This is a genomic window from Actinosynnema sp. NPDC053489 (assembly GCF_044544865.1).
Taxonomy (GTDB): Bacteria; Actinomycetota; Actinomycetes; order Mycobacteriales; family Pseudonocardiaceae; genus Actinosynnema.
The window spans coordinates 143,776-168,307 of sequence record NZ_JBITXT010000011.1; the positions used below are offsets into that span (position 1 = coordinate 143,776).

Annotated in this window: 27 protein-coding genes; 10 read left to right on the forward strand and 17 right to left on the reverse strand. The window is 74.3% G+C overall.

Going from position 1 to position 24,532, the window contains the following annotated elements; translation table 11 throughout:
- Positions 1–7: 7 nt before the first annotated feature.
- Positions 8–577 (reverse strand): helix-turn-helix transcriptional regulator, encoded by a 570-nt coding sequence (locus ACIGNX_RS24795; RefSeq protein ID WP_396543076.1) that lies wholly within the window; start codon positions 575–577, stop codon positions 8–10.
- An 81-nt stretch (positions 578–658) separates the two neighbouring features.
- On the opposite strand from ACIGNX_RS24795, the gene ACIGNX_RS24800 reads away from it, so the two are divergent.
- Positions 659–1,930, forward strand: a complete 1,272-nt coding sequence (locus tag ACIGNX_RS24800) for a cryptochrome/photolyase family protein (RefSeq protein WP_396543077.1) — start codon at positions 659–661, stop codon at positions 1,928–1,930.
- Here ACIGNX_RS24800 and ACIGNX_RS24805 read toward each other — a convergent pair.
- From ACIGNX_RS24805 to ACIGNX_RS24815, 3 genes are read right to left on the reverse strand one after another with little or no spacing between them, the layout of a single operon-like run.
- Complete coding sequence (locus ACIGNX_RS24805; RefSeq protein ID WP_396543078.1) at positions 1,927–3,114, reverse strand: ABC transporter permease; 1,188 nt, start codon at positions 3,112–3,114, stop codon at positions 1,927–1,929. The genes ACIGNX_RS24800 and ACIGNX_RS24805 overlap by 4 nt on opposite strands.
- Positions 3,111–4,022: an ABC transporter ATP-binding protein gene (locus ACIGNX_RS24810; RefSeq protein WP_396543079.1), complete on the reverse strand. Its 912-nt coding sequence runs from the start codon at positions 4,020–4,022 to the stop codon at positions 3,111–3,113. Before ACIGNX_RS24810 ends, ACIGNX_RS24805 begins: the two co-directional genes overlap by 4 nt.
- Positions 4,023–4,050: 28 nt before the next feature.
- Positions 4,051–4,308, reverse strand: coding sequence for a helix-turn-helix transcriptional regulator (locus ACIGNX_RS24815; RefSeq protein WP_396543080.1), 258 nt, complete (start codon positions 4,306–4,308; stop codon positions 4,051–4,053).
- 183 nt (positions 4,309–4,491) lie between these two features.
- Between ACIGNX_RS24815 and ACIGNX_RS24820 the strand changes: the two genes are divergently transcribed.
- From ACIGNX_RS24820 to ACIGNX_RS24830, 3 genes are read left to right on the forward strand one after another with little or no spacing between them, the layout of a single operon-like run.
- Positions 4,492–4,935: a YbaB/EbfC family nucleoid-associated protein gene (locus ACIGNX_RS24820; RefSeq protein WP_396543081.1), complete on the forward strand. Its 444-nt coding sequence runs from the start codon at positions 4,492–4,494 to the stop codon at positions 4,933–4,935.
- A gap of 15 nt (positions 4,936–4,950) precedes the next feature.
- Positions 4,951–5,259, forward strand: a complete 309-nt coding sequence (locus tag ACIGNX_RS24825; protein WP_396543082.1) for a type VII secretion target — start codon at positions 4,951–4,953, stop codon at positions 5,257–5,259.
- Positions 5,256–6,959, forward strand: coding sequence for a WXG100 family type VII secretion target (locus tag ACIGNX_RS24830; protein WP_396543083.1), 1,704 nt, complete (start codon positions 5,256–5,258; stop codon positions 6,957–6,959). The genes ACIGNX_RS24825 and ACIGNX_RS24830 overlap by 4 nt, the downstream gene beginning before the upstream one ends.
- Before the next feature lie 169 nt (positions 6,960–7,128).
- On the opposite strand, the gene ACIGNX_RS24835 is transcribed toward ACIGNX_RS24830, so the two are convergent.
- Positions 7,129–8,583, reverse strand: a complete 1,455-nt coding sequence (locus ACIGNX_RS24835; RefSeq protein ID WP_396543084.1) for a glycerol-3-phosphate dehydrogenase/oxidase — start codon at positions 8,581–8,583, stop codon at positions 7,129–7,131.
- The gene (locus tag ACIGNX_RS24840) at positions 8,580–9,146 is read right to left on the reverse strand and encodes a TetR/AcrR family transcriptional regulator (protein ID WP_396543085.1); all 567 of its coding nucleotides are present in this window, start codon (positions 9,144–9,146) and stop codon (positions 8,580–8,582) included. The genes ACIGNX_RS24835 and ACIGNX_RS24840 overlap by 4 nt, the downstream gene beginning before the upstream one ends.
- A 16-nt stretch (positions 9,147–9,162) precedes the next feature.
- On the opposite strand from ACIGNX_RS24840, the gene ACIGNX_RS24845 reads away from it, so the two are divergent.
- The 3 genes from ACIGNX_RS24845 to ACIGNX_RS24855 are packed head-to-tail and all read left to right on the forward strand — an operon-like array spanning position 9,163 to position 12,642.
- Positions 9,163–10,800 (forward strand): FAD-binding oxidoreductase, encoded by a 1,638-nt coding sequence (locus ACIGNX_RS24845; RefSeq protein ID WP_396543086.1) that lies wholly within the window; start codon positions 9,163–9,165, stop codon positions 10,798–10,800.
- Entirely contained in the window at positions 10,790–11,986 is a 1,197-nt protein-coding gene (locus tag ACIGNX_RS24850) for an amidohydrolase (protein ID WP_396543087.1), read from the forward strand. Before ACIGNX_RS24845 ends, ACIGNX_RS24850 begins: the two co-directional genes overlap by 11 nt.
- Positions 11,987–12,027: 41 nt before the next feature.
- The gene (locus tag ACIGNX_RS24855) at positions 12,028–12,642 is read left to right on the forward strand and encodes a hypothetical protein (RefSeq protein WP_396543088.1); all 615 of its coding nucleotides are present in this window, start codon (positions 12,028–12,030) and stop codon (positions 12,640–12,642) included.
- A gap of 65 nt (positions 12,643–12,707) precedes the next feature.
- Here the strand turns inward: ACIGNX_RS24855 and ACIGNX_RS24860 are convergent, their stop codons facing one another.
- Together ACIGNX_RS24860 and ACIGNX_RS24865 are read right to left on the reverse strand one after the other, a co-directional pair.
- Complete coding sequence (locus ACIGNX_RS24860; RefSeq protein ID WP_396543089.1) at positions 12,708–13,715, reverse strand: NADP-dependent oxidoreductase; 1,008 nt, start codon at positions 13,713–13,715, stop codon at positions 12,708–12,710.
- A gap of 41 nt (positions 13,716–13,756) precedes the next feature.
- Complete coding sequence (locus ACIGNX_RS24865) at positions 13,757–14,467, reverse strand: GNAT family N-acetyltransferase (protein WP_396543090.1); 711 nt, start codon at positions 14,465–14,467, stop codon at positions 13,757–13,759.
- Positions 14,468–14,502: 35 nt separating this feature from the next.
- Here ACIGNX_RS24865 and ACIGNX_RS24870 point away from each other — a divergent pair, with 35 nt between their 5' ends.
- On the forward strand, positions 14,503–14,910 hold the full coding sequence (locus ACIGNX_RS24870) for a GNAT family N-acetyltransferase (protein WP_396543091.1): 408 nt from the start codon (positions 14,503–14,505) through the stop codon (positions 14,908–14,910).
- Between the two features lie 7 nt (positions 14,911–14,917).
- Here ACIGNX_RS24870 and ACIGNX_RS24875 read toward each other — a convergent pair whose 3' ends face one another.
- The 5 genes from ACIGNX_RS24875 to ACIGNX_RS24895 form a co-directional block, all read right to left on the reverse strand.
- Positions 14,918–15,346, reverse strand: a complete 429-nt coding sequence (locus tag ACIGNX_RS24875; RefSeq protein ID WP_396543092.1) for a hypothetical protein — start codon at positions 15,344–15,346, stop codon at positions 14,918–14,920.
- Complete coding sequence (locus tag ACIGNX_RS24880; protein ID WP_396543093.1) at positions 15,343–18,108, reverse strand: FtsK/SpoIIIE domain-containing protein; 2,766 nt, start codon at positions 18,106–18,108, stop codon at positions 15,343–15,345. The genes ACIGNX_RS24875 and ACIGNX_RS24880 overlap by 4 nt, the downstream gene beginning before the upstream one ends.
- Position 18,109: 1 nt before the next feature.
- Positions 18,110–18,361, reverse strand: a complete 252-nt coding sequence (locus ACIGNX_RS24885; protein ID WP_396543094.1) for a hypothetical protein — start codon at positions 18,359–18,361, stop codon at positions 18,110–18,112.
- Between the two features lies 1 nt (position 18,362).
- On the reverse strand, positions 18,363–18,623 hold the full coding sequence (locus tag ACIGNX_RS24890) for a hypothetical protein (RefSeq protein ID WP_141979330.1): 261 nt from the start codon (positions 18,621–18,623) through the stop codon (positions 18,363–18,365).
- Positions 18,624–18,762: 139 nt separating this feature from the next.
- A complete protein-coding gene (locus ACIGNX_RS24895) occupies positions 18,763–19,617 on the reverse strand; it encodes a hypothetical protein (RefSeq protein WP_396543095.1) in 855 nt (284 codons plus the stop codon).
- Between the two features lie 170 nt (positions 19,618–19,787).
- Between ACIGNX_RS24895 and ACIGNX_RS24900 the strand changes: the two genes are divergently transcribed.
- Positions 19,788–20,156 carry a hypothetical protein gene (locus ACIGNX_RS24900; protein WP_396543096.1) on the forward strand — a complete coding sequence of 123 codons (369 nt, stop codon included), beginning with the start codon at positions 19,788–19,790 and terminating at the stop codon, positions 20,154–20,156.
- A 94-nt stretch (positions 20,157–20,250) separates the two neighbouring features.
- Here the strand turns inward: ACIGNX_RS24900 and ACIGNX_RS24905 are convergent, their stop codons facing one another.
- The 4 genes from ACIGNX_RS24905 to ACIGNX_RS24920 form a co-directional block, all read right to left on the reverse strand.
- A complete protein-coding gene (locus ACIGNX_RS24905) occupies positions 20,251–21,021 on the reverse strand; it encodes an alpha/beta fold hydrolase (RefSeq protein ID WP_396543097.1) in 771 nt (256 codons plus the stop codon).
- A complete protein-coding gene (locus ACIGNX_RS24910) occupies positions 21,022–21,627 on the reverse strand; it encodes a DUF4232 domain-containing protein (RefSeq protein WP_396543098.1) in 606 nt (201 codons plus the stop codon).
- A 329-nt stretch (positions 21,628–21,956) separates the two neighbouring features.
- Positions 21,957–23,006, reverse strand: coding sequence for a gamma-glutamylcyclotransferase (locus tag ACIGNX_RS24915; RefSeq protein ID WP_396543099.1), 1,050 nt, complete (start codon positions 23,004–23,006; stop codon positions 21,957–21,959).
- Positions 23,007–23,239: 233 nt separating this feature from the next.
- Positions 23,240–23,614: a winged helix-turn-helix transcriptional regulator gene (locus tag ACIGNX_RS24920; protein ID WP_396543100.1), complete on the reverse strand. Its 375-nt coding sequence runs from the start codon at positions 23,612–23,614 to the stop codon at positions 23,240–23,242.
- A gap of 95 nt (positions 23,615–23,709) precedes the next feature.
- Between ACIGNX_RS24920 and ACIGNX_RS24925 the strand changes: the two genes are divergently transcribed.
- Positions 23,710–24,522 (forward strand): NAD(P)H-binding protein, encoded by an 813-nt coding sequence (locus tag ACIGNX_RS24925; RefSeq protein WP_396543101.1) that lies wholly within the window; start codon positions 23,710–23,712, stop codon positions 24,520–24,522.
- Positions 24,523–24,532: the final 10 nt, after the last annotated feature.

Here is a 24,532-nt window from a genome sequence, read left to right on the forward strand (position 1 = left end):
CCTCTCGTCAACGGGGCCAGGTCAGGGAGCCGGCGCGGATCTCGTCCGCGACCGAGCCGAGCCACGCCAGCTCGGCGCGGGACTGGGCCAGGGCGTACTCGGCCTCGATGACGTGCAGCCGGGGCACGCCCGCCGCCAGCACGTCGGCCAGGCGCCGCTCGTCGGCCGCGATGCGGTCGGTCAGCCGGCGCGCGCGTTCGGCGAGCGCCGCGACCGCGCCGTCCGGACCGAGCGCGCCGAGGTGGGCGACCGCGCCGAGGAACCGGGTGAACTCGCGGTGCGGGGTGCGGATCAGCTCGTCCAGCCGGCGCACCAGCTCGGAGTGGCCGAGGTCGGTGAGCGCGTAGACGGTCCGCTCGGGGCGGTTGCCCGCGCGTTCGGTGCCCCGCGGCGCGATCCAGCCGGCGGCGGCCAGGGCCTCCACGACGTCGTAGAGCGTGCCGCGGTTGATCACGGCGGCTTGGTCGCCGCCGCGGGTCCGCAGGTCGGTGAGCAGCTGGTACGGGTGCGCGGGCTGCTCCAGCAGGCGGCCCAGCACCGCGAGCACCAGGGGGTTGTCGAGCGCTCGGCGTGGCATGGTCGAAATCTAACAGTCGAAATCGACTAATGGCAACGCGCTCGTCGTGCGGGCCGCCGGCGGCGCTCCTAGGGTCGGTCCGTGGACTCCTCGACCGTGGTGTGGTTCCGGCGGGACCTGCGCACCGCCGACCACCCCGCGCTCCTGGCCGCCGCCGCGCGGGCGTCCCGGGCGCTGGCCCTGTTCGTGCTCGACCCGGTGCTGCTGGGGGCGTCCGGCCGGCCGCGGGTCGAGTTCCTGCACCGGTGCCTGCGGTCGTTGGACGCCGAACTGGACGGGCGGCTCGTCGTCGTCCCGGGCGACCCGGTGGACGTCGTGCCGCGGGTGGCGGCGCGGGTCGGCGCGTCCTCCGTGCACGTCTCCGCCGACGCGGGCCCGTACGGGCGCAGGCGTGACGCGGCCGTCGCCGAACGGGTCGAGCTGGTGCGCGTCGGTTCGCCCTACGCGGTCACGCCGGGCCGCGTCACCAAGGCCGACGGCACCCCCTACCGGGTGTTCACGCCGTTCCTCAGGGCCTGGCTGGACCACGGCTGGCACACGCCGGCCGAGACCGACGCCTCCACCGTGGACTGGATCGGGTCCGACCTCGGCGACCCGCTCGAACCGGGCGACGCGCTGCCGGACGTGCGGGAGCTGTGGGAGGCGTTCCGGGACGAGAAGCTGCCCGACTACGCCGCCCGCCGGGACCGGCCGGACCTCGACGCCACCAGCAGGTTCTCCGCGTTCCTGAAGTGGGGCGTGGTGCACCCCCGCACGCTGCTCGCCGACCTCGGGCGCGGTGCGGGCGCGACGGCGTTCCGCACCGAGCTGGCCTGGCGCGACTTCTACGCCGACGTCCTGTGGCACCAGCCGGACTCGGCGCGGCGCAACTACAACCGCGCGTTCGACCGCATGGTGCTGGACGCCGACCGGGGCCGGTTCGAGGCGTGGTGCGCGGGCCGCACCGGCTACCCGTTCGTGGACGCCGGGATGCGCCAGCTCCTCGCCGAGGGCTGGATGCACAACCGCGTCCGGATGGTGGTGGCGAGCTTCCTCGTCAAGGACCTCCACCTGCCGTGGTGGTGGGGCGCCCGGCACTTCCTGCGCCACCTGGTCGACGGCGACCTCGCGTCCAACCAGCACGGCTGGCAGTGGGCGGCGGGCACCGGGACGGACGCGGCCCCGTACTTCCGCGTGTTCAACCCCGTCACGCAGGGGGAGAAGTTCGACCCGAACGGCGACTACGTGCGCCGGTACGTCCCGGAGCTGCGGCACGTGCCGGGCAAGGCCGTGCACCGGCCGCGCGACCCCATCGTGGACCACGCGCACGAGCGCCGGGAAGCGCTCGCGCGCTACGAGGCCGTGAAGGGCTAGCGCAACGCGTCCCGCAGCCGCACGCGCCCGCCCGTGCGCAGGACGGCGTTCGAGTACACCCTGCCGCCCAGCCACGTGATCGCCGCCGCCGCGACCAGCGCGAGCACCACCGCCAGCAGCACCTGCCACGGGGGCGCCACGCCCATCGCCATCCGGCCCGGCATGAGGATCGGCGCGAACGGCGGCAGCAGCGACAGCACCGTCACCGCGATCCCGGTCGGGTCGGTGATCATCAGGTTGATGCCGACCACGAACGCCACCGCGATCGACGCGCTGATCGGCGTCAGCACCGACTGGACCTCCTCCTGCCGCGACACCAGCGACGCCGCCGCGGCGAACACGGTGGCGTACAGGAAGAACCCGAGCAGGTACCACAGGACCCCGGTGGCCAGCGCGCCGCCGGCGACGCCCGCGACGTCCAGCACCCCGGACACCGACGACAGCACCAGCCCCACCGCGCCGATCACCACGAGCTGCGCGAGCCCCACCAGGCCCAGCCCGGTGACCTTGCCCAGCAGCAGCTGCCACGGCCGCAGCGTCGCCAGCAGGAGCTCCACCACCCGGCTGGACTTCTCCTCCACCACGCCCTGCGCCACCATCGTCCCGTAGACCAGCAGCGAGTAGTACAGCAGCGCCGCGACCACCAGCCCGACCGCCAACCGCTCGCCGCGCCGCTCGTCGCGCGGCTCCAGCGCCACCACCTCGACGCGCGCCCGGTCGAGGTTGCGGGCCACCTCGGCCGGGTCCACGCCCGCCTCGGCGAAGGACGCGTCCAGCACCTGCTGCTTCACCAGCAGGTCGAGCGAGTTGCGCAGCGCGTCGCCCAGCGACTCCTCCACCACCACCCGCAGGTCGTCCGACGCGCCGGTGATCAGCGCGTCCAGCTCGCCGGACCGCACCCGCTCCTCGGCCGCCGCCGGGTCGGCCACGTCGACGACCTCCACCTCGCGGCCGAACGACCGGGCGGTCTCCCGCAACGGCTCCGCGAGCACGGTCGCCTGCCCGCTCAGCGCCACCCGGTCGCGCCCCGCGTCGGCGAACAGCACGGACTGCAGCAGCACGTACCCCGCCATCACGGCGACGATCACGACCGTGCCCCACACGAACGACTTCGCGCGGACCTTGCCCAGGAACTCCCGGCGCGCGACCAGGAACACCGCCCGGCCGGGGGTGAGCGTGCTCATGCGGCGGACTCCTCGGTCACCACGCTGCGGAACAACTCGGCCAGCGACGCCCGCTGCCGGGAGAACTCGTGCACCGGGCCCGTGCCCAGGGCGGCGTGCAGCACGGCCTGGTCGTCCACGCCCGGCTCGACCTCCAGGACCGTGCGGCCCGCCGCCGTGCTCGCCGAGCGCACCCCCGGCAGGTGGTCCGCCCAGCCCGACCGCGCGAGCGGCGCGTCCACCACCAGCCGCGCCGGGCCGCCCGCCCGCAGCTCGTCCACCGAGCCGGACGCCACCATCGTGCCGCTGCGCACGATGCCCACCCGGTCGCACAACCGCTCGACCAGGTCGAGCTGGTGGCTGGAGAACACCACCGGCACCCCGCGCGCCGCCTGCTCGCGCAGCACGCCGCTCATCACGTCCACCGCGACCGGGTCCAGGCCGGAGAACGGCTCGTCGAGCACCAGCACCTCCGGCGCGTGCACCAGGGCCGCGGCGAGCTGCACGCGCTGCTGGTTGCCCAGGCTGAGCCGCTGCACCTCGTCGCCGCGGCGGTCGCGCAGGCCGAGCCGGGCGATCCAGTCCTCCGCCGAGCGGTGGGCGGCGTTGGTCGCCACGCCGTGCAGCTCGGCCAGGTAGACGAGCTGGTCGAGCACCTTCATCCGCGGGTACAGGCCGCGCTCCTCGGGCATGTAGCCGATCCGGCGGCGCGTCTCGAACGTGATCGGCGCGCCGTTCCAGCGGACCTCGCCGGAGTCGGCGGCCAGCACGCCCAGCGCGATGCGCATCGCCGTGGTCTTGCCCGCGCCGTTGCTGCCGACGAACCCGAACAGCTCGCCCGCCCGCACGTCGAAGGTCATCCCGTCGAGCGCGACGACCTCCCCGTAGCGCTTGGAGACCCGGTCGACCTCCAGCACCGCCTCCGCCACGTGCCCTCCTCCTGTCGCGCCCGGTCGCCTAGCCGTACACCCGGGTGGACAACGGTTCGAACGGCGTGCGGCTGAAGACCGCCTCGACCGGCAGGCCGAACACGTCGCAGATCCGCAGCGCCAGGTCGAGGCTGGGGTAGTGGTCACCCCGCTCCAGCGCCCCGATCGTCTGGGTGTTGACCCCCACCGCCGCGGCCAACCCCGCCCTGGTCATACCCCGTTCGGCCCGCAGCACCCCGATCCTGTTGTGGATGGGCTGCCCGGGGCCTCGGCGCACCGGACTCATGTTACGAAGTGTTGCGAAAACCCAACAGAACGGCAAGCAAACGATTCGCGGGATGGGCCGAACGGCGGTATCCGGGGTGCTTCGCCCCGGAAATCACGTTTCGGTGAAACGATACGTCGCCGGGAACCGAATCGAGTGTCGACGGGTCGAACCGCGCAGTAGGGGCCCACGTGAGGGGTGAACATGGAGCCGGACCAGTGGCTCGCGCAGTACGGAGAGAAGATCGAGCAGGCCAAGCGGAACGCCGCCCAGGCCGAGACGCAGCTCGGTGGCGTGGGCGGCAGCGCGACGTCGCCGGACGGCCTGATCACGGTCTCGGTCAACGCCTCGGGCGCGTTGACCGACCTGATCCTGCGGCCGCAGCTGCGCGGTGAGGACCCCGAGCGGATCTCCGGCGCGATCATGACCGCCGTCGCGCAGGCGCAGCGCGCCGCGGCCGGCAAGGTCGTCGAGATCATGACGGAGTTCGTCGGGGACAGCCCGGCGTTGGAGTTCGTGAAGTCGAAGATGCCCAACGGCTATTCGGGTGACGGCACGGACGCCGTGGAACCGGAGCCGGAGCTGCAGCGTCGAGACACCAGGCCCGACGACGACTACTTCACCAACCCACCCGATGTCATGGCCTGAGCAGGGGGTTAGACCATGTTCCAGTCGTTCCACGTGAACCCGGACGAGATCCGGGCCCACGCGAGCACGGTCGACCAGTTGACGCAGCGGATGGTGTCGGCCGCCGGCACCGCCGACCCGTCGCTGTCGACCGACGCCTTCGGCGTGTTCGGCTCGTTCCTGGCGCAGTTCCTGCTCAAGACGGCGGGTTCCTCGCAGGACGTCCTCGGCCAGGCCGCGGAGACCGTCGCCGACATGTGCCAGGGCCTCCGCGAGGTCGCCGACCTCTACGAGAACGTCGACCTCGACAACGCGTTCGGCTTCACCGGAAAGGCACGGGGATGAGCGGGCAGGCCACCAGCCAGGGGCGCGACCCCTCGTACCTGATCGGCGACGTGCAGGGCACGGTCGCGGCGGTCGAACGCGGCGACTGGGTCCAGGCGGGCCTCGGCATGGCCAACACCGCCATGGGCATCGTCGGCCTCGCGGCCAACCCGCTGTCGGGCTTCCTGTCCGCCGGGTTCAGCTGGGCCATCCAGCACGTGGACTTCCTGCGCGAGCCGTTCGACGCGCTGCTGGGCGACCCGCAGGCGATCCAGCGGATGTCGGACAACTGGTTGTCCGCGTCCAAGCAGATCGAGGGCATCGTCGCGGACTACCGGCGCACGTCGGTGGAGGAGACCCGGACCTGGCTCGGCCGTTCCGCCGACGGGTACCGGGCGGCCAGCAAGCGGCACGCGGCCGGGCTGGAGACGCTGTCCAAGGCCACGCAGGGCATCTCGCGCGCCGCCAAGGGCGCGGGCGAGCTGGTCGCGACCGTGCGCAAGACCATCATGGACCTGATCGGCAAGGCCGTCTCCGAGATGGTCATGAAGATCATCCAGTGGCTGGCGGCGTCGTTCCTGACCTTCGGCGCGGCCATCGGCGCGGCGATCGCGGACATCGTGCAGATGGCGTGCAACTACGCCAAGAAGCTCGCCGACTTCCTGCAGAAGCTCGGCAACTCGCTCAAGAAGCTGATCGACCTGATCAAGTCGGTCGCCCAGATCGCCCAGACCGCCAAGCAGATCCTCCAGGCGATCACCGCGATGACGTCGTCCAACAAGGGCGCCGGCGGCGGTGGCGGCTCGGGGCCGCGGTTGACCCGCGGCGGGGTCGGCCTCGACGAGCGGCAGCTCGACCAGGTGCACCGCGACACGGGTCAGCGGTTCACCAACAACCCCGGTGGCACGACCGTGCCGTCCGGCTCGGGCGGCGGCGGTTCGGCCGGTCCCGTGGTGAGCCGGCCGCCGTCGGTCGGCACCGGGTACGGGCCGGGTGAGGGCGGCGGCACGACGGAGCCGGTCCGCACGTACCCGGGCGGGCCGAGCGGTCCGGTGGTGAGCCGGCCGCCGTCGGTCGGGACCGGTGGCGGGACGGGTGGTTCCGGCGGGTCCGGCGGGTCGGGCAGCGGCGGTCACTGGGAGCCGGGCCGGTGGGTGCCGGCCGCGGGCACGGGCGGGACGACGGGCCGCGTGCCCGCGCCGCCGACGTTCAACAGCGGCACGACGTACGCGACGGGCACCACGACGCCGTCCGTGCCGACGGTGCCGACCGTGCGGCCGACGTCGACCGACCTGCCGGGCGTTCCGCACGCGGGCGCGGCCGGTGGCGCCGGTGGCTTCAGCGGTGCCGGCGGCTTCGGCGGCGGTGGCGGTGGCGGCTTCGCCGGTGGCGGCGGCGGTGGGTTCGCCGGTGGCGGCGGCTTCGCCGGTGGCGCGGGCGCGGGTGGCCCCGGCGCCGGTGGCGCGACGCTCCAGTCCGGTGGCTCGTCCGGCGTGCTGGGCGCGGCGGGCACGCCGACCGGAGGCCCGGGCGGCGCCCCCGGTGCGGCGGGCGGGCGTCCCGGTGCCGCGGGCGGCGCGGGCATGATGGGCGCGCCGATGATGGGCGCGCCCGGCCAGGGCGGCGGCGACGGCAAGGACCACCAGCGCAAGGTGCGGCTGGAGGGCGAGGCCCTGATCGAGGAGCCGCCGAAGGCCGCGAAGCCGATCATCGGCGAGTGACCTGGAGAACGGAAAGGGGCCTCCGCGGAGGCCCCTTTTCCGTGCCCGGACCGGACCTGAGCGTTGAACTCGGGGGTCCTGAACGTACGACACACGAGCCCTGAACGTACGACTCTCGCGAGAGTCCTACGTTCGGGGCGCGAGAGTCCTACGTTCAGGGTGGGTGAGTTCAACGCTCGGGGCGTTTGGGTGCCTGGGCGGCCAGTTCGGCGGTCACCTCGGCGGTGACGGCGGGTTCGGCGGCGGCACGGTCGGCCGGCACCAGACCGGTCCGGGTGCGGCGGTCCAGGACGTCGTCCGGGGTCAGCGCGCCCTCGTGGCGGACGGCCCAGGCGACCTCGCCGACCGACGCCACGGCGGCGCCTTCCGCGCCGTAGCGCGCGGCCAGGTGCGGCGGGCCCGTGGGACGGCCGGCGCCCACCAGCGGCAGGCGCGCGGTCCGGGAGCGGACGGCGGTCAGCCCGGTCGCGTCCACGGCGTCGGCGGCCATGCGGCGGTACGTGGTCAGCTTCCCGCCCACCACCGTGGTCACGCCGTCGCGGGTCAGCACGGCGTGCCGGCGCGAGAGGTCGGCGCTCGGTCCGGCGCCGGTGTCCAGCAACGGGCGCAGGCCGGCGAACGACCCGAGCACGTCGGCCGCGGTGAGCGGTCGCTCCAGCACCGAGGACGCCACCGAGAGCAGGAAGTCCACATCGGACCGCGGCACGGTCGGCACGTCCGGGATCGGGCCGTCCACCGGCTCGTCGGTCAGCCCCACGTACACGCGCCCGTCGCGCTGCGGCAGCACGAGCGCGAAGCGGTTGCGCGCACCCGGGACCGGCACGGTCAGCGCCGTGCCCGACAGCCCGAGCGCACCGGCCGACAGCACCAGGTGCGACCCCCGCGACGGCCGCAGCCGCACGTCCGGCACCAGGTCGCCCGCCCACACGCCCGCCGCGTTCACCACCGCGCGCGCCCGCACGTGCAGCGAGGCGCCGGTCAGGGTGTCCTCCACGTGCGCCCCGCGCCCGCTCAGCGAGGTAACCCGCGCGCGGGTGACGACGCGGGCGCCGAAACCGGCGGCCGTGCGGGCCAGCGCCACGACGAGCCGGGCGTCGTCCACCAGTTGGCCGTCGAAGCCCAGCAGCCCGCCGCGCAACCCCTCCCGGCGCAACCCCGGGACCAGCGCCAGCGCCTCCGCCGCCGGCACGCGCCGCGGCCCGGGCAGCACGCGTGACGGCGTGCCCGCGAGGCGGCGCAACGCGTCGCCCGCCCGCAGCCCCGCCATCACGACCGGGTCGTGCGCCCGCCCGTGCAGCGGCACGAGCTGCGGCAGCGCCCGCACCAGGTGCGGCGCGGTGCGGGTCATCAGGATGCCGCGCTCCACCGCGCTCTCGTGCGCCAGCCCGACCTCGCCCCGCGCCAGGTACCGCAGGCCGCCGTGGACGAGCTTGCTCGACCACCGCGAGGTGCCGAACGCCAGGTCGTGCGCCTCCACCAGGCACACCGACAGGCCGCGCGACGCCGCGTCCAGGGCGACCCCGGCGCCCGTCACGCCACCGCCGACCACCAGCACGTCCACCGCCGACGACGACAGGTGGTCGAGGTCCGCGCGCCGGCGGGCGGCGTTCAGGGACGTGCTCACGACAGCGCCGCGTCGAGGTAGGCCGCCAGCTCGGCGAGCAGCTCCTCGAAGTCGAGGTCCGTGGTGGCGGGCCGGATCGACAGCACGAGCGACTGCGTCGTCAGCAGCACCAGCCGCGCCTGCGCGGCGGCCGAGCCGGGCCGGATCGAGCCGTCCGCGTGACCCTCCTCGACCTGCCCCACCAGGAACGCCTCGACGAGCTTCTGCGTGCTGCCCAGCCGCCGCACGAGGTAGGGCAGCATCAGCTCCGCGTCCAGGTCGAGCACGCGCCGCAGCAGCGGGTCGGCGGCCAGCAGCCGGATGCCCGCGATCGCCCGCGCCACGAGCCGCTGCCGGGCGTTGTCGCCGGTCACCTCGACGCGCCCGAGCAGCGAGGTGAACTCGCGGGTCATCAACGCCCGGACGAGCGTGCCCACGTCCGGGAACCGGCGGTAGAGGGTCATCCGGCTCACGCCGGCGCGCTTGGCGATGTCCGTCAGCGTGGTGCGGCGGACCCCGACCTCGACCACGCAGTCGCGGGCCGCGTCGAGGAGCGCGTCATCACTGTGACGTTGAGACGGCATGTGTCACACTGTAGCGGTGACGGAGCACCTCGACCACACCCTGCGGGGCAGCTGGACCCCGACCGTCGGCACGCTCCCGCCGCACGCGGCGAAGTGGCTGCGCGACCGGATCGGCCTGGGCGACGTCCGCACGCCGGCCCGCGCCCCGGTGGTGCCCGCCTCGGCCTTGGACGAGGCCGCGCGGGTCGCCCTCGACGGGGTCGTCGGGCCCGGTCACGTGCGGGTGGACCGCGACTCCCGCCTCGGCCGCGCCGGCGGTCTGTCCTATTCGGACCTGCTGCGGCAGCGCGGCGACGGCGACCTGGCCGTGCCCGACGCGGTGGTGCTGCCCGCGTCGCCGGAGCAGGTGGTCGAGGTGCTGAGGACGTGCGTCGAGCACGACGTGGCGGTGGTCCCGTTCGGCGGCGGCACGTCCGTCGTCGGCGGCGTCACGGCACTGCGCGGCGACAAGGCGGCGGTGATCGCGCTGGACCTGGCCCGGCTGGACCGGCTGGTCGAGGTCGACCCGGTGTCCCGCCTCGCGGTGCTCCAGGCCGGGCTGCCCGCGCCCCGCGCCGAACGGCTGCTCGCCGCCCACGGCCTGACCACCGGGCACGTCCCGCAGTCCTACGAGCGCGCCACCATCGGCGGGTTCGCCGCCACCCGGTCGGCCGGCCAGGCGTCCTCCGGCTACGGCCGGTTCGAGGACCTGGTGCAGGGCGTGCGGCTGGCCACGCCGGTGGGCGAGTGGCGGCTGGGCGCCGCGCCCGCGTCCGCCGCCGGGCCGGACCTCAGGCAGCTCGTCGTGGGCAGCGAGGGCGCGTTCGGCGTCATCACGGAGGTCGCGCTGCGCGTGCGGCCGCGGCCCGCGGTGGAGCGGTACGAGGGGTTCGTCGTGGACGGCTGGGAACGCGGTTCGGCGGTCGTGCGGGACCTGGCGCAGCGGCGGGTGCTCGCCGACGTGACCCGTCTGTCCGATGTGGACGAGACGGAGGTGACGCTGGCGCTGGCGGGCGGCTGGAAGGTCAACGCCCTCAAGGCATACCTCGCGGCGCGCGGGGTGCGGCGGCCGTGCCTGCTCGTCCTCGGGTGGCACGGCGCGTCCGAGCGCGAGGTCCGGCGTCGTCGCGCGGACGCCGTCCGCGGCCGGGACCTGGTCCCCCTGGGCCGGTCGCTCGGCGAGGCGTGGCGGCACGGCCGGTTCAACGGTCCGCGCCAGCGGGACGCGCTGATGGAGATCGGCGCGTGCGTGGAGACGCTGGAGACCGCGACGCACTGGTCGAAGCTCTCCGAGCTGCGCCTCGCCGTGCGCGAGGCCCTGGTGGACGCGCTCGGGCGGTGCGTGGTCATGTGCCACGTCTCGCACGCCTACGAGACCGGCGCGTCGCTGTACTTCACCGTGCTGGCGGCCCGGGACGCGACCGACCCGATCGGCCAGTGGCAGGTCGCCAAGGCCGCCGCCGCGGAGGCCGTCGCCGGGCTCGGCACGATCAGCCACCACCACGCCGTCGGCACCGACCACGCGCCCTACCTGGAGGCCGAGATCGGCCGGCTCGGGCTCGACGTGCTGGCGTCGGTGAAGCGGGCGCTCGACCCGACCGGCGTGCTCAACCCGGGCAAGCTCCTCGCTGGCGGGACCGATCCGGCGGGGCTAGCGTCACCTGGTGACCGGTGACCTGCTGATCCGTTCCGTGCGACCGTGGCCGGGCACCCCCGGCACACCCCCGGTCGACGTGCTCTGCGAGGGCGGCCGCTTGGCCGCGTTCGGCCCGGACCTCGACGCGCCGCCCGGGGTGCCGGTCGCCGACGGGCGCGGCGGCGTGCTGCTGCCCGCGTTCACCGACGCGCACGCGCACCTCGACTCCACGCGGCTCGGCCTGCCGTTCCGCCCGCACACGGCCGACGGGGGGCTGGCCGGCCTGATCGAGAACGACCGGCGCAACTGGCGGTCCGCGGAGGCGTCCGTCGCGGAGCGCGCCACGCACACGCTCGGCCGGACGATCGCCGCCGGCGCGACGCACGTGCGCAGCCACGCGCAGGTCGACGTGGACTCGGGGCTGGACAAGCTGGAGGGCGTGCTGGCGGCCCGCGAGGAGCACGCCGACCGCGCGCACGTCGAGGTGGTGGCGTTCCCCCAGTGCGGCATCCTGCGCGAGAAGGGCACCGCCGACCTGCTGGACGCCGCCCTGCGGGCCGGCGCGGACCTGGTCGGCGGCCTCGACCCGGCGGGCTACGACCGCGACCCGGTGCGGCACCTCGACGTCGTGTTCGGGCTCGCGGAGAAGCACCAGCGCGGGGTGGACGTGCACCTGCACGACGCCGGCACGCTCGGCGCGTTCCAGGTGGAGCTGATCTGCGAGCGGGTGCGCGCGCTGGGCATGCGCGGCCGGGTGACGATCAGCCACGCGTTCGCGCTGTCCACAGTGGACGAGGAACGGCAGCGCGAACTGGTCGAGCTGCTGGCCGAGCACGACGTGGCGGTGACGACGGTCGCGCCGGGCGCGCGGGAGCCGTTGCCGCTGCGGCGGTTGCGGCTGGCCGGCATCCGGCTCGGGCTGGGTCAGGACGGCATCCGCGACTACTGGTCGCCCTACGGCAACGGCGACATGCTCGACCGGGCGTGGCAGCTCGCCTACCGCGGCGGGTTCCGCCGGGACGAGCTGGTCGAGATGTGCGTCGACATCGCGACCCGGGGCGGCGCCGCCGTGCTGGGCCGCGCCCTGGGCCTGACCGAGGGCGCGCCCGCCGACCTCGTGGTGGTGCCCGGCGACACCGTGACGGCCGCCGTGATGGACCGCGCGCCGCGCACGCTGGTCGTGCACGGGGGCCGGGTCGTGGCCGCGGATGGTCGGGTCGTGTGACAGAACCGCCGCGGATCACGCCAGGTCAGTAGCCTTCGCGCATGACAGAGACCTGGGAGGCCCTCAAGGCGACGCCCCTGGCCGAGACGCGGCGCCGCGCCGCGGTCGTCGGCGAGCTCGCCGAGGTGGCGCCGATGGCGGTGGACGACGCGGAGCGGTGGGCGTGGAACGACCGGGGCGGGCAGTCGGCCGTCTGGTACTTCACCCCGGAGGGCCGGGCGCTGCTGCTGACGTTCGACCACGAGACCGACCTCAACCTGTACGCGGAGGGTGACTACGCGGCGCAGGAGTCGCTCTACGGAGGGGTGCCGGAGGACCTCGTGCGGCTGGTGCGCGACCGTCCCGAGAACTACGAGTCGCTGAACCTCACCGACGAGGCGACGGGCCGCACGATCCACTACGCAGGCGGGGTGTTCTGGTTCGACGGCGAGGTCTGGCGGGAGGCCGACGGCTTCCTCAAGCACTGCGCGGAGCACGGCCTGGACGCGATGGTCGAGTCGGGGTTCGACTACTGCCTCGACGCCTACCTGTTCGGTCGCGGGTTCACGCCCGAGGCCGTGGTCGCCGACCGCGTGCGGAAGGGCTGGTACGAGGACGAGGCGGACCGCGCGGCGGCACTGGCCGAGGTCCGCGCGGTCTTCGCCCGGCACCCCTGACCCCCGCGCGCGCGGCACGGCCCGGCGGCGCGGCTCGCGCACCGCCGGCGTGCCACGACGACCACCTACAGCGTGACCAGGGCCTTGCCGAGGTTCTCCCCGCGCAACATGCCGATGAACGCCTCCGGCGCCCGCTCCAGGCCGTCGGTCACGGTCTCCCGGTAACGCAGCTCGCCCGACGCGACCCAGCCGCCGACCTCGCGCAGGAACGCCTCGCGCACGTCCCCGTGGTCCAGCACGAGGAAGCCGCGCAGCGACAGCCGCTTGCCCACGGCCAGGCCGAGGTTGCGCACGCCGGTCGGCGTCGTGGTGTTGTAGTTCGAGATCGAGCCGCACAGCGCCGCGCGGCCGAAGTCGTTGAACGAGTCGATGGCGGCCTCCAGGTGCTCGCCGCCGACGTTGTCGAAGTAGACGTCCACGCCCTCGGGGGCGGCCTGCGCCAGCAGCTCGCCGACCGGGCCGTCCTTGTAGTTGAACGCCGCGTCGAAGCCCAGCTCGTCGAGCAGGTAGGCCACCTTCGCGTCGCTGCCGGCGCTGCCGATCACGCGCTTCGCGCCGCGCAACCGGGCGATCTGGCCCGCGACCTGGCCGACCGCGCCCGCCGCGCCGGAGACGAACACCACGTCGCCCTCGCGGAACGCGGCGACCTCCAGCAGCCCCACGTACGCGGTCATCCCGGGCATGCCGAGCACGCCCAGGTACGCGGCCAACGGAGCGGCCTCCGGGTCGACCTTCGTGGCGTGCGCGGCGTCGACCGCGGCGTAGTCGCGCCAGCCGAACCCGTGCAGCACGGTGTCGCCGACCTCGAACCCGGCGGCCTCGGACGCCACGACCTCGCCCACCGCGCCGCCTTCGAGGGCCTTGCCCACCTCGTACGGGGCCACATAGGACTTGCCCGCGTTCATCCGGCCCCGCATGTACGGGTCGACGCTCATCACCCGGTTGCGGACCAGCAGTTGGCCGTCGCCGATCGCCGGGACGGCCACTTCGGCCAGTGCGAAGTCCTCGGGCGTCGGGAAACCCACGGGGCGCGAGGCGAGGCGGATCTCGCGCGCGGTGCTCGGCAGCGTCATACCGCGTGCAACACCGCGGTCACGTGGCGCTGTTCCGCCGCTCAGGTGTGAGCTGAATCCCGCAGGGCGGTGACGCTCCGGTAGGCGAAACCGAGCCTCTCGTACAGCCGGATGGCCGTCGCGTTCGCCGCGTCGACCATCAGCCCGCACGTCCCGCGCTCGGCCAGCAGCTCGCCCACCACGAACGAGCACACCTGCGCGGACAGCGACCGACCGCGGTGGTCCGGGTGCGTGGCGACGCCCGCGACGAACCCGACGCCCGGCGCGCCCCACGCGTCCGCGGCCACGGACACCAGCACCCCGTCCGCCCGCACGCCCGCCCACCGCGCCGGGCCGGGCTCGCGCGGCCACGCCCACGAGTCGGGGTTCGCCTTGCGCAGCAACGACTCCACCTCGTCCCACTCGTCCTCGGCGAGCCACCGCGCCCGGCCCCGGGCCGCCAGCGCGCCCGACCGCTCCATCCACCCGAACGTGCCCCGGACGGGCCACCCCAGCTCGTCGGCCACGGCCGTCGCCACCACGGGCCGCACGTCCGGCCGCACGTGCGCCCGCAGCAACGCCGCCACGTCGGCCACCGGACCGGTGAGCACCAGCCGGTCGAACCGGTACAGCGCCGGCGCCAGCACGCCGACCGCCCCGCCGTGCGCCCACGCCGCGCCGCCGCGGCCGGGCAGCAGGGCCTGGGCGGCCCACCTCACCAGCGGGTCGGGCGTGGCGGCGGAGACGTCGGCGGGGGTGGGGAGCGCGCGCATGACCGCATCATCGCCCAACGGCTACCCTCGCCCGCATGGACATCCGCCGGGTCACCACGGTCGACGAGGTGGTCGCCGCCAGCCACCTGTTCGACGACGCGCCGCGCGAGGACGCCACCCGCGCGTTCCTCGCCGACGACCGGCACCACCTGCTCGTCGCCTACGTCGGCGGCGAACCGGCCGGGTTCGCGTCCGGCGTCGAGACCATCCACCCCGACAAGGGCGTGGAGATGTTCCTCTACGAGCTGGGCGTCGACGAGGCCCACCGCCGTCGCGGCGTCGCCACGGCGCTGGTCGAGGGCCTGATCGAGCTGGCCAGGTCGCGCGGCTGCACCGGCGCGTGGACCGGCGCGGAGAAGGACAACGCCCCCGCCCTGGCCACCTACCGCCGGACCGGCGCCGAGCTGGACTTCGACACCGTCGCCGTCTCCTGGGGCTTCTAGGCGGCTTCTAGGCGCCCTTGCGGAACAGGGCCCGCTTCTGCAGCGAGTCCTCCAGCGCCCGGAACGCCAGGTCGAGGGCGGTGTCGTACTCGTCCTGGTCGCGCGGCGGCACGGACTCGTCCGGCGCGGGCACCGTGGTCATGGTGAACCACCGCTCGTCCCACAGCAGCCCGACCACGGCCTCCCAGTGCTCCGCGACGACCTGCTTGACCAGCTTCTCCCGGTCGATCACCTCGGCCATCCGGTCCTGCGACGCGGCCAGCCGCTCCAGCAGCACCCGCACCCGCGCCCGGTCGGTCGCGCGCATCCGCTCGACCGACTCGCCGGCCAGCGCGATCAGCTCCCGGTACCGCTCGATCGCCGAGACCGCCTCGACCTCGTGGCCGCCGTGCCCGTTCGTGCGCTGCGCGGGAACGGCGGAGGCGTGGCTGATCATGGTTCCTCCCCGGTGTCGAACGGGATGACGACCTGGGGCCGCGAGTGCTCGAACCGGTCGAAGAACAGGCCGCGCCGCGGTCGCGGTGACCACGCCATGACCTGCTCCGGCCCGAACGACAGCAGCTCCTTCCCCTGGATGTCGAACGCGATCCACGCGCCGACGTCGTCGTAGACCCCCGGCGGCAGGCTGTTCTTCAGCCGCTGCGCGCCGCGCCACCACCCCAGGACGTGGGTGCGGTTCTCCGGGCCGTGCTTGAGCACGGTCCGCAGCCCGTCCAGCCCCGAGGCGCGGGTCGTCGGGTCCTTCGCCTCCAACAGGGTGTGCGCCGCGTCCACCGCGTAAACCACCACGTAGTGCGGTGGCAGCGGGGCGCCGGTCTCCGCGGTCATGCTCGCGGTGATCCGCGCGGCCGTGTCGTCCACGAACCGCCGCACGCCGTCCAACCCGAACAGGTCCACCGCGTGGCCCGCGTCGCGCAGCTGCTTGGCCAGCCGCTCCGCGTGCGACCAGGCGTCCTCGGCCAGGCACGCCAGGGTGAACCGGGCCTCGTCCGGCTCGTGCTGGCGGGCCAGCGACAGCGCCGCGCCGCCCAGCACGGCCGCCGCGTCGTCGGCCAGCGAGCCGAGCACCGCGATGTTGCGGCCCGGCGTGCGGGCGAACCGCACCTTCGCCGCGCTGCCCGCCACGTCGATGACCTGCCCCAGCAGCACGGTCGGGCTCCCGGTGCCGGGTCGCAGCGCCCGGAAGTCCGGCAGCGCGCCCAGCACCGGCACCTTGCCGCCGTCGAACAGGATCGGCTCGGCCAGGTCCGCCGGGCGCAGCCGGTGCAGCTCGGCCTGCAACGCGTCGAACGTGCCCTTCGCGGTGGCGTCGGGGACGCGCGCGACCTCGTTGCCCGGCCGCACGCCCGACTCGTGGTTGACCACGGCGTGCCAGCGCGGCAGCTCCACCGCGGCGTCGTTCTGCGGCTCGGCCAGCACCCGCCGCGCCTTGGGCAGCGCGATGCGCACGGTGAACTGCTCGAAGATCGCCGACTTGCCCCAGAACCCCTCGATGCCGGACACGTCCTGGCTCGACAGCACCAGGTGGATGCCCTGCGACCGGCCCCGCCGCGCCACGTCCTCCAGCAGCTGGGTGGCCTGCGCCGTCACCTGGTCGCGCTCGCCGAACAGGTACTGGAACTCGTCGATCACCGCCACGATCCGCGGCCAGTGGCCGTGCGGGTCCTCCTCGCGCAGCTGCTCCAGCTTGGTCACCTCGTGCCGCTTCGCCGCGTCCGCCCGCCGGCGCATCTCGTCGGCGAGGAACTGCAGCAGCGCCACGCCGAACTCGCGGTCGGTGTTGACGTTCACGCCGACCAGCCGGGCGTGCGGCAGCCACGTCGGGTCCTTGCGGCCCGGCGCGAACTGCGCAAACGACACGCCCTCCTTGAAGTCCAGCAGGTACAGCTCCAGCTCGTCCGGCGCGTACCGGGCGGCGAGGCTGCCGAGCATGGCGTACAGGAAGTTCGTCTTGCCCGAGCCGCTCGGCCCGCCGACCAGGGCGTGCGGCGAGGTGTCGCCCAGGCCCACGTGCACCGGCTCGCCCTCCAGGAACCCCACCGGCGCGACCACGCCCGCCGCCGACGTCTCCTGCCAGAACCGCTCCGGCAGCAGGTCGGCGAACGTGCTGAGCCGGGTGCGGCGCTCCTCGCGCTTGTCCGCGATCGCCGCGCACGCCCGGGGCACCTGGCCGCGGGGCAGCGGCGGGTCGAGCGCCACCGCCACGTGCCGGCCCGTCATCGTGCAGGTCGCGCTGTGGTCGGCGGCGATCGTCACGGTCTCGATCGGCGAGTTGACCGTGACCGGGATGTCGACGATCAGCAGCTGGATGCCCGCCGCCAGGCCGTTGCGCGCCACCCGCTGCAACTGCTGCTGGTGCTCCTCCCGCAACGGCTGCCGGTTGCCGAACAGCACCGCCACCCGCCACGGTTCGGTGCGCCGCCCGCCCGCGGCCCGCACCGACTGGTGGCCCTCGGTCAGCACGCCCGTGTGCACCCGCCGGATGTGGTCGGACAGCTCGTCCAGCAGCTCGTGCAGCCGGGCCGGGTCGTGCACGGTCAGCAGGCCCGCGCGGGTCAGCGGGTACAGGCCCGGCAGCGCGCCGGTGAGCTGGCCGACGTCCCACACGTGCACGTGCACCAGGCCCGGCTGGAAGTGGCTCAGCACGCGCAGCAGCAACGTCTCGACCAGCGCCTCGGCCGTCGCGCGGCTCTCGTGGGTCGACGCCACGTGCAGGTGCGAGTGGTCCAGCAGCGGCACGGCCACCGGGAACCGCCGCGGCTCCGGCGCGCCGCGCACGACGCCCGTGCCGATGCGCCACAGCTCGGGCACGCCGTCGCTGCCGTCGGCCGTGCCCGGTGTGCCCAGCCAGGTCTCCGGCGGCCACGACGCCGGGCCCTCGGCCGCGGCGCCCACCAGCGCCGCGAGCTGGTCGGGACCGCGTTCGGACCACTCGCGGAACGCCTCGACCCGGTCGACCATGGCCTGCGCGACCAGGTCGCCGAAGAGGGGGTTCGCCAGCGCGCCCGCCAGCAGCGGGTCGGCCAGCGCCCGGTCGACGCCGTCGCCGCGCAGGATGACCTCGAACATGTCGCGGGCCCGTTCGGCGGCCAGCAGGCGGTGCTCGCGCGAGGCGTTGCCCAGCGCGGCGGCGACCGCCCTGCGGAACTCCTCGAAGGAGCCCTCGATCCTCCTGCGGCGCTCGTCACGCCTGCTCACGTCACAGCTCCACGGCTAGGCGTTGGACCAGTTCCAGGCTGCCCACGATCAGCTCCAGCTCGTCGGCGAACCTCTCCCCGGCGGCCACGAACCCGGCGGGCACCAGGGACTCGTGGTGCTGGGCGCTCGCGTCGAGCAGGATGTCGACGGCCTCGTCCAACGCGTTCTGGGCCTCCCGGACGCTGCGGTAGGCGTCCCGGAGGAACTCGCAGCTCTGCTCGAGAGCGAGCTTGATCTCGCCTACCGAGGTCACGTCACAACCTGGAATTGATGCTCTCGGCCTGGGAGATCCCGGCGCCGAGGTGCTTCTGCAGGTCGGTGACGCCGCTGACGACCTCCGCGAACCGCGCGTTCGCCTGCTCGACGTCGGCCTGGACGCTGCCCTGGGTCGCCGTGCTGAGCAGGGCCTGCGCGTCCTCGGCCAGGTCGGCGGCCTGTTGCAGCGCGTTCACGCTCTGGCCCGCCTTCTCGACGGCCTGTGCGATCGCGGCGCGGACCTCTTCGATGCTGGCCATGTCGGATCCCGACCCCTCCTGGCAAAACCGCTCGAGTGCCTGTAGTTGAAAGTAGTACCTAAAGTTTCACGATTCACAAGCAAGATCGGCTGACCGGGTGGCACTGCAAATCCACTCGATCGGGCCAGCGTTGTGGATCTCAGTCGGGCACCGTCCACACGAATGCCGAATCCGGTGTCGCTGTGAGTTCCAGCGCCGCGATCCCGGTGCCCGGCGCGGGTGCCGCCGACCAGCGGATCGTGCCCGCGGAACCGGACCACTCGACGTCGGTCCACCCCGAACGGCCCAACGACACCACGGCGTCGCGTAGCGCCACCGTGGGCGAATTAACGCTTGAGCCGAGGTCGATGTGCACGCTCAGTAGGTGCCCGTGGGGAGCCACCCGGGTGATCTTGCCACTCCTGGCGACCCGGCTCGCTACCGCCCGCGCTTGCCATTCCGCGCCCGCGCTCCGGTCGGTGGCCACGTCCACGCGCAGCGCCAACCGCGTGCTGCCCCGTTCGGGCTCCGGCTCGCCCCCCGAACGGCCGCCCGCCGCCGCCGGCGCCCCGGAGTGGGTCTGCGGGTCGCCGCCCGCCCACGCCTCCACCAGCAACCGCTCGGCCCCCGGCACCAGGTCGTCGAGCAGCACCGGGTCCTCCAGCACCGTCCACGCCGTCGGCGGCTCGCACGACACCCGCGGCGTGGGGAACCGCTCGCCGAGCTGCCGGACGAACGTGCGCACCGCGCGGGCCAGCGCGCCCGCCACGTTCTGCGTCGCCCGCTCGCCGCTGACCCGGCTGATCGTCACCGACCAGCAACCGGGCTCCTCGTCGGAGCAGTCGGAGGCCCGTACCACCCGCCCGCCGACCTGGCGCAGCAGTGCGGCGCAGGCGGCCCGCGCCTGCTGCTCGTCGTCGGCCGCCACCACCGCGGTGATCAGCAGCTCCAGGTCCTCGCCCACCATGTCGACCCGAATTGTCCACGACGCGCGCGGCACTCGTGAGAGTGCCATTGATGTCACCCATAAGCAGGGACTTGCGCCCACCCCTCGTGATGTCCGCTGATCAGGCCCTTTTGCCCACTTCAACCCCCGTTCACACGATGTGGTCGGCGATGTCCGGCGGCGCGTCGTGCGAGGTAACGATGTCAGCGCATGGCCATCTACTCCAAGGAGGTTCCACCATGCGCAGCATCATCCGTCTGGTCGCCGCCGGGGCGCTCTCGCTCCCGCTCGTCCTCGGCGCCGCCGGCATCGCGTCGGCCGACGTCGAGTTCGACCAGAACGCCGCGTCCGCCACCGCGGACGGCGCCACCGTCTACGACCTCGCGTCGGGCGCGGACGCTCACGGCAACTCGTACTTCGTCCAGGTGTTCGAGGCAGCCGGCCCGTACGGCGCCGGCTCCTACCTCCAGGCGGCGTGGACCTACCACGGCGACGCGGGCTACTTCGAGGACTACGCCTTCTCCGGCCACGAGGGTGCGTGGACCGGTGACACCTCGGCGCACGCGAACTCGCACCACGGCCACGACGGCGCGGACGATGATGACTAGATCACCCGTGCGGTGGGGCGGCGCCTCGTCGGCCGCCCCGCACACCCGGTGACGCGTGCCGGCCGCGGGTGGTGCCGCGGCCGGCACCTCCGGCTCAGCCCAGCTCCAGCACCCGGCGCGCGAAGGAGACCACGTCGGCCAGCACCTCGGCCGAGTTCGTCTCGTTGAACACCTCGTGCCGCGCGCCCGGGTACACGCGCTCCTCGAACAGCAGGCCGCGCAACCGGTCCGTGCCCGTGCGGGTGTCGGCCAGGGGCACCAGCTCGTCCGCGTCGCCGTGCAGCCACAGCGTCGGCAGGTGCTCCAGCGCCGGACCGTAGTTGACCTCGTCCAGCGCGCGCTCCACCATCGCCAACGTCTCGCGCGGGTACGGCCCGTGCCACACCAGCGGGTCCGCCGCGTACCGCTTGCCCACCTCCGGGTCGCGGGACAGCAGCGCGGGGTCCAACGGCTCGCCGGAATCGTCGTCCAGCCCCTCCCACGCGCCCAGCACCGGCGCGGACAGCACCAACGCGTCCAGGGGGTGCAGCTGCGCGTACCGCGCGGCGACCAACCCGCCCTCGCCGTGCCCGATCAGCACCGTGGGCAGGTCGGACGCGGCGGAGCTGATCGCCGCGCCGACGTCGGCCACCGCGCCGTCGAGGTCGGCGACCACCGCCCGTTCCCCCTCCGACCGGCCGTGCCCGACCTGGTCCGCGGCGACGACGAGCGCACCGGCCCGCACCAGCGCGTCCGCGACGTGCGCGTACCTGCCGCCGTGCTCGCCGAAGCCGTGCACGATGACGGCGAGCCAGGCGGCGTCCAGGTTGGGCCACGTGCGGACCGCGAGCTCCCCGGCGTGGCCGGGAACGTTGGACTCGATCACCTAGGCAGCGTAGAACGCGCTGATCTCGATCTTCCCGCCGGCGCACACCGGCCCCAGGCCCCACCGGAGGTCCACCGGCTGCGTCTCGTCGGGCGGGATCGCCGCCGCCCGCGCGGCCTCGGCCTGGCAGGGCCGGTCGACCGGCTCGTCACCCGTGGGCACGACGGTCCAGTGCAGGTTGGCGGCCGCCGCCCGACCGGGCGCCAGGAGGATCGGGGCGGGCCCGGGGTCGGGCGAGCGCTGGAGGTCGGTGGGCACCGGGTTGCCCGCGGCGTCCAGCAACTGCAACCCGCTGTACCCGTTGAGGGTGCACGGCGTCGAGCCGCTGTTCGTGACCACGAGCTTGCCGTACCGGTTCCCGGCGCCCGCCTCGGCCGGTTCGACGGTCCCGGCGAGCACGGCGGCGCTGCACCGCCCGGACGCGGGCGTGGCCGCGGCGGAGGTCGGGGGAGCCGGCGACGACGGCGGCACCGGCGCCGCCGGGGACGACGAGGTGGGCGTCGGCTGCACCGGCAGCGTCGACTGCCCGGCCACCTCCTGCTGCCGGGGACTCCCGCATGCCGCAAGCGCGACCGTGAGGGCGCCGAGCGCCACGAGTCGCCTCATGTCCACCTCCTGCTGGGGAACGGTCCTCACGTGGAGGACGTACCCAACGGCCGTTCGGTTGGGTCGATCGGCGAGAAATTCACCGGATCGGGCGCACGGCCGATGCCAACCAACACCTCGAACGTTGAATTCGGGGTGCGCCAACGTAGGACTCACGGGACCTGAACGCAGGACTCACGCGGCCTGGAGGTACGACACACGGGACCTGGAGGTACGACACACGCGTTCGGCAGGTGCGACGGGCCCGGTGGGGAAGAACGCCCCGCCGGGCCCGTCGGCCTTGGCCTGCCGGGTGCCCGTGAGGGCCCCGGGTCGCACCGGTCGGGGCCTCAACCACCGACCCGCCGCTCGGCCTCGACACCCGCCGCGGCGCTCACGCCCGGGGCGCCTCCCGCGCCCGCCCCGACCCAGCCGCCCGACAGCACCGGCATGTCGCCCACCGACCCCGCCCACACGTAGGTCCAGCAGACCTGCCCGTCGGCCAGCGTCACCCGGACCCGCCGGTACTCGTCACCCTCGTACTCGTCCAACGCGGGGAGCGCCTCCTCCGGCCGCTCCACCCGCAGCACGTACCCCGGGACCGCCCCCGCGCCCCCGGGCCGGAACGCCGGGTACCCCCGCCCGGTGTCGTGCAGCGTCCCCGGCAGCGACGCCCGCGCCGGCCCGCCGCTCACGAACCGCTCCACGAGCGGCCAGGCGGGCATCCCCGGCTGGAGCGTCCCGTACACGAAGACCCGGTCCGGCCAGTCGTCCGGCGAGGGGTCGCCGAGCACCGGCGTCACGTCCAGCCCGTCGCCGTCCGCGGGCCTGCCGCCGAACCGCCGCGCCCGCGCCTGGTCGACCTCCGCGCACCGCACGGGCCTGCCGTTGACCAGCAGCGGCATCCGCCGCGTCCCCGCGCCGGTGTAGGCGAGCACCGAGTCGACCACCCCGCCGTTGAACAGCGTCACCCGACCGGTGTGCAGGCGGACCAGCCGGTAGCGCAGCCCGCGCCCCTCGCACCGGTCCAGCACCCGCAACTGCTCCGCGGTGGCGAACCACACCGCGTGCTCCTCCTCGACGCCCGGCGCGGCGGCGAGGGTCGCCGGCCGCTGGCCGTCGGTCTTGCGCAGGCCCGCGGCCCAGACCGCCGCCAGCCCTTCGCACCGGGCCCGCAGCACGACCGCCGGGCCGGTCAGCCCCAGCTCCTCGCGGAGCCACGTCACCTTGGCGGGGTTGGCGTTGGAGCCGTACGCCAGCACCGGCATCCGACCGGCGAGCGGCGGTTCGCCGCGCTCGGCCAGCCAGTCGTCCAGGTCCTGCCCGTCGGGGGCGACCCGCCATCCGGAATCGGCACCGGGATCGGGCGTGACCGGCCAGCCGGCGCCGTCGAGGTGCACGAAGCAGTGTCCCGGCCGAGCTCCCGGATAGGGCTCGGCCGGGTGTCTATCGTCTGTGAAGGGCTGCGTCATGGCTCCCATTCTGGCAAACCACCCTTCCAATTCACCGGTTGTTGGTTTGCGGAAGCCGGGATACGTCCGATCTCTCTGCTGGTCCGTTGCCCCGATAAGTCATCACCCTCACCCTGAACACCTCAGACGTCGGAGGGCTGGACGTGACCTGGAGCACAGGGTCACACGTTCTCGGCCCGCCGCGCGTCGTACTCCTCGCGCGCCGCCAGGAAGTCCGGCAGGTTCCGCTCGATCCAGCCGAACAGCTCGCTGATCCGCTCTGCCGCGTGGGTGCCCAACGGGGTGAGGGAGTAGTCCACCCGCGGCGGGATCACGGGGTGCACCTCGCGGTGCACGAGCCCGTCCCGCTCCAGCGCCTGCAACGTCTGGGCGAGCATCTTCTCGCTCACCCCGCTGACCGCCCGGCGCAGCTCGCTGAACCGCATGGTCCCCTCGAGGAGCTTGCCGAGCACCAGGCTGCCCCAGTGCCCGGTGGCGTGGTTGGCGATCGTCCGGGACGGGCAGTTGCGGTCGTACACGTCACCTCGCGAGTACATGGCGACCAACCTACCTGCACGCTCTCCGCCGGGTAAGTACCTGATGAACGGGTAGGTACTTACGATTCGTTAGCGCTCGACCTAGCGTTGCCGGCATGACGACCTTGATCACCGGCGCGACCGGCCACCTCGGCTCCCTGATCCTGCGCCACGCCCTCACCCGCCTGCCCGCCGACCGGCTCGCCGTGTCCGTCCGCGACCCGCGCAAGGCCGAGGGCCTGGGCGTCGAGGTCCGGCCGGGCGACTTCGACGGGCCCCTCGCCGAGGCGTTCGCCGGCGTGGAGACGCTGCTGATGGTGTCCGTGGACGGCCCGGACGAGATCCGGGTGCGCCGGCACCTCGCCGCGGTGCGGGCGGCGGCCGACGCGGGCGTGCGGCACATCGTCTACACCTCGGTCACCGACGCGGACACCTCGCCGCTCCTCCTGGCCCGGGTCCACAAGGCGACCGAGGACGCGATCCGCGCCACCGGCATCCCGTTCACGTTCCTGCGCAACGGGATGTACCACGAGAACTACCTGCCGCACGGGCCCGGCCCGATCGTCAGCGCCGCCGGCGACGGCCGCATCGCCAGCGCCTCGCGCGACGACCTGGCCCTGGCCGCCGCCGTCGTGCTGAGCACGCCCGGCCACGAGAACACCGCCTACGAGCTGACCGGGCCGCGGGCGTGGAGCTTCGACGAGCTGGCCGCGCTCGCCGGCACGACCCACGAGCGGGTGGCCGCGGCGGACCGGGTGGCCGCGCTGGAGGGCTTCGGCCTGCCGGGGTTCCTGGTCGAGCTGCTCGCCGACGTCGAGACCAACATCGCCCGCGGCGCGCTCGCCGAGGTCCGCCCCGACCTGGAGAAGCTGATCGGTCGCCCCGCCACCACGATCGAGGACGCCGTGCGCGCCGCGAACCCGGCGTGACCACCGGTCG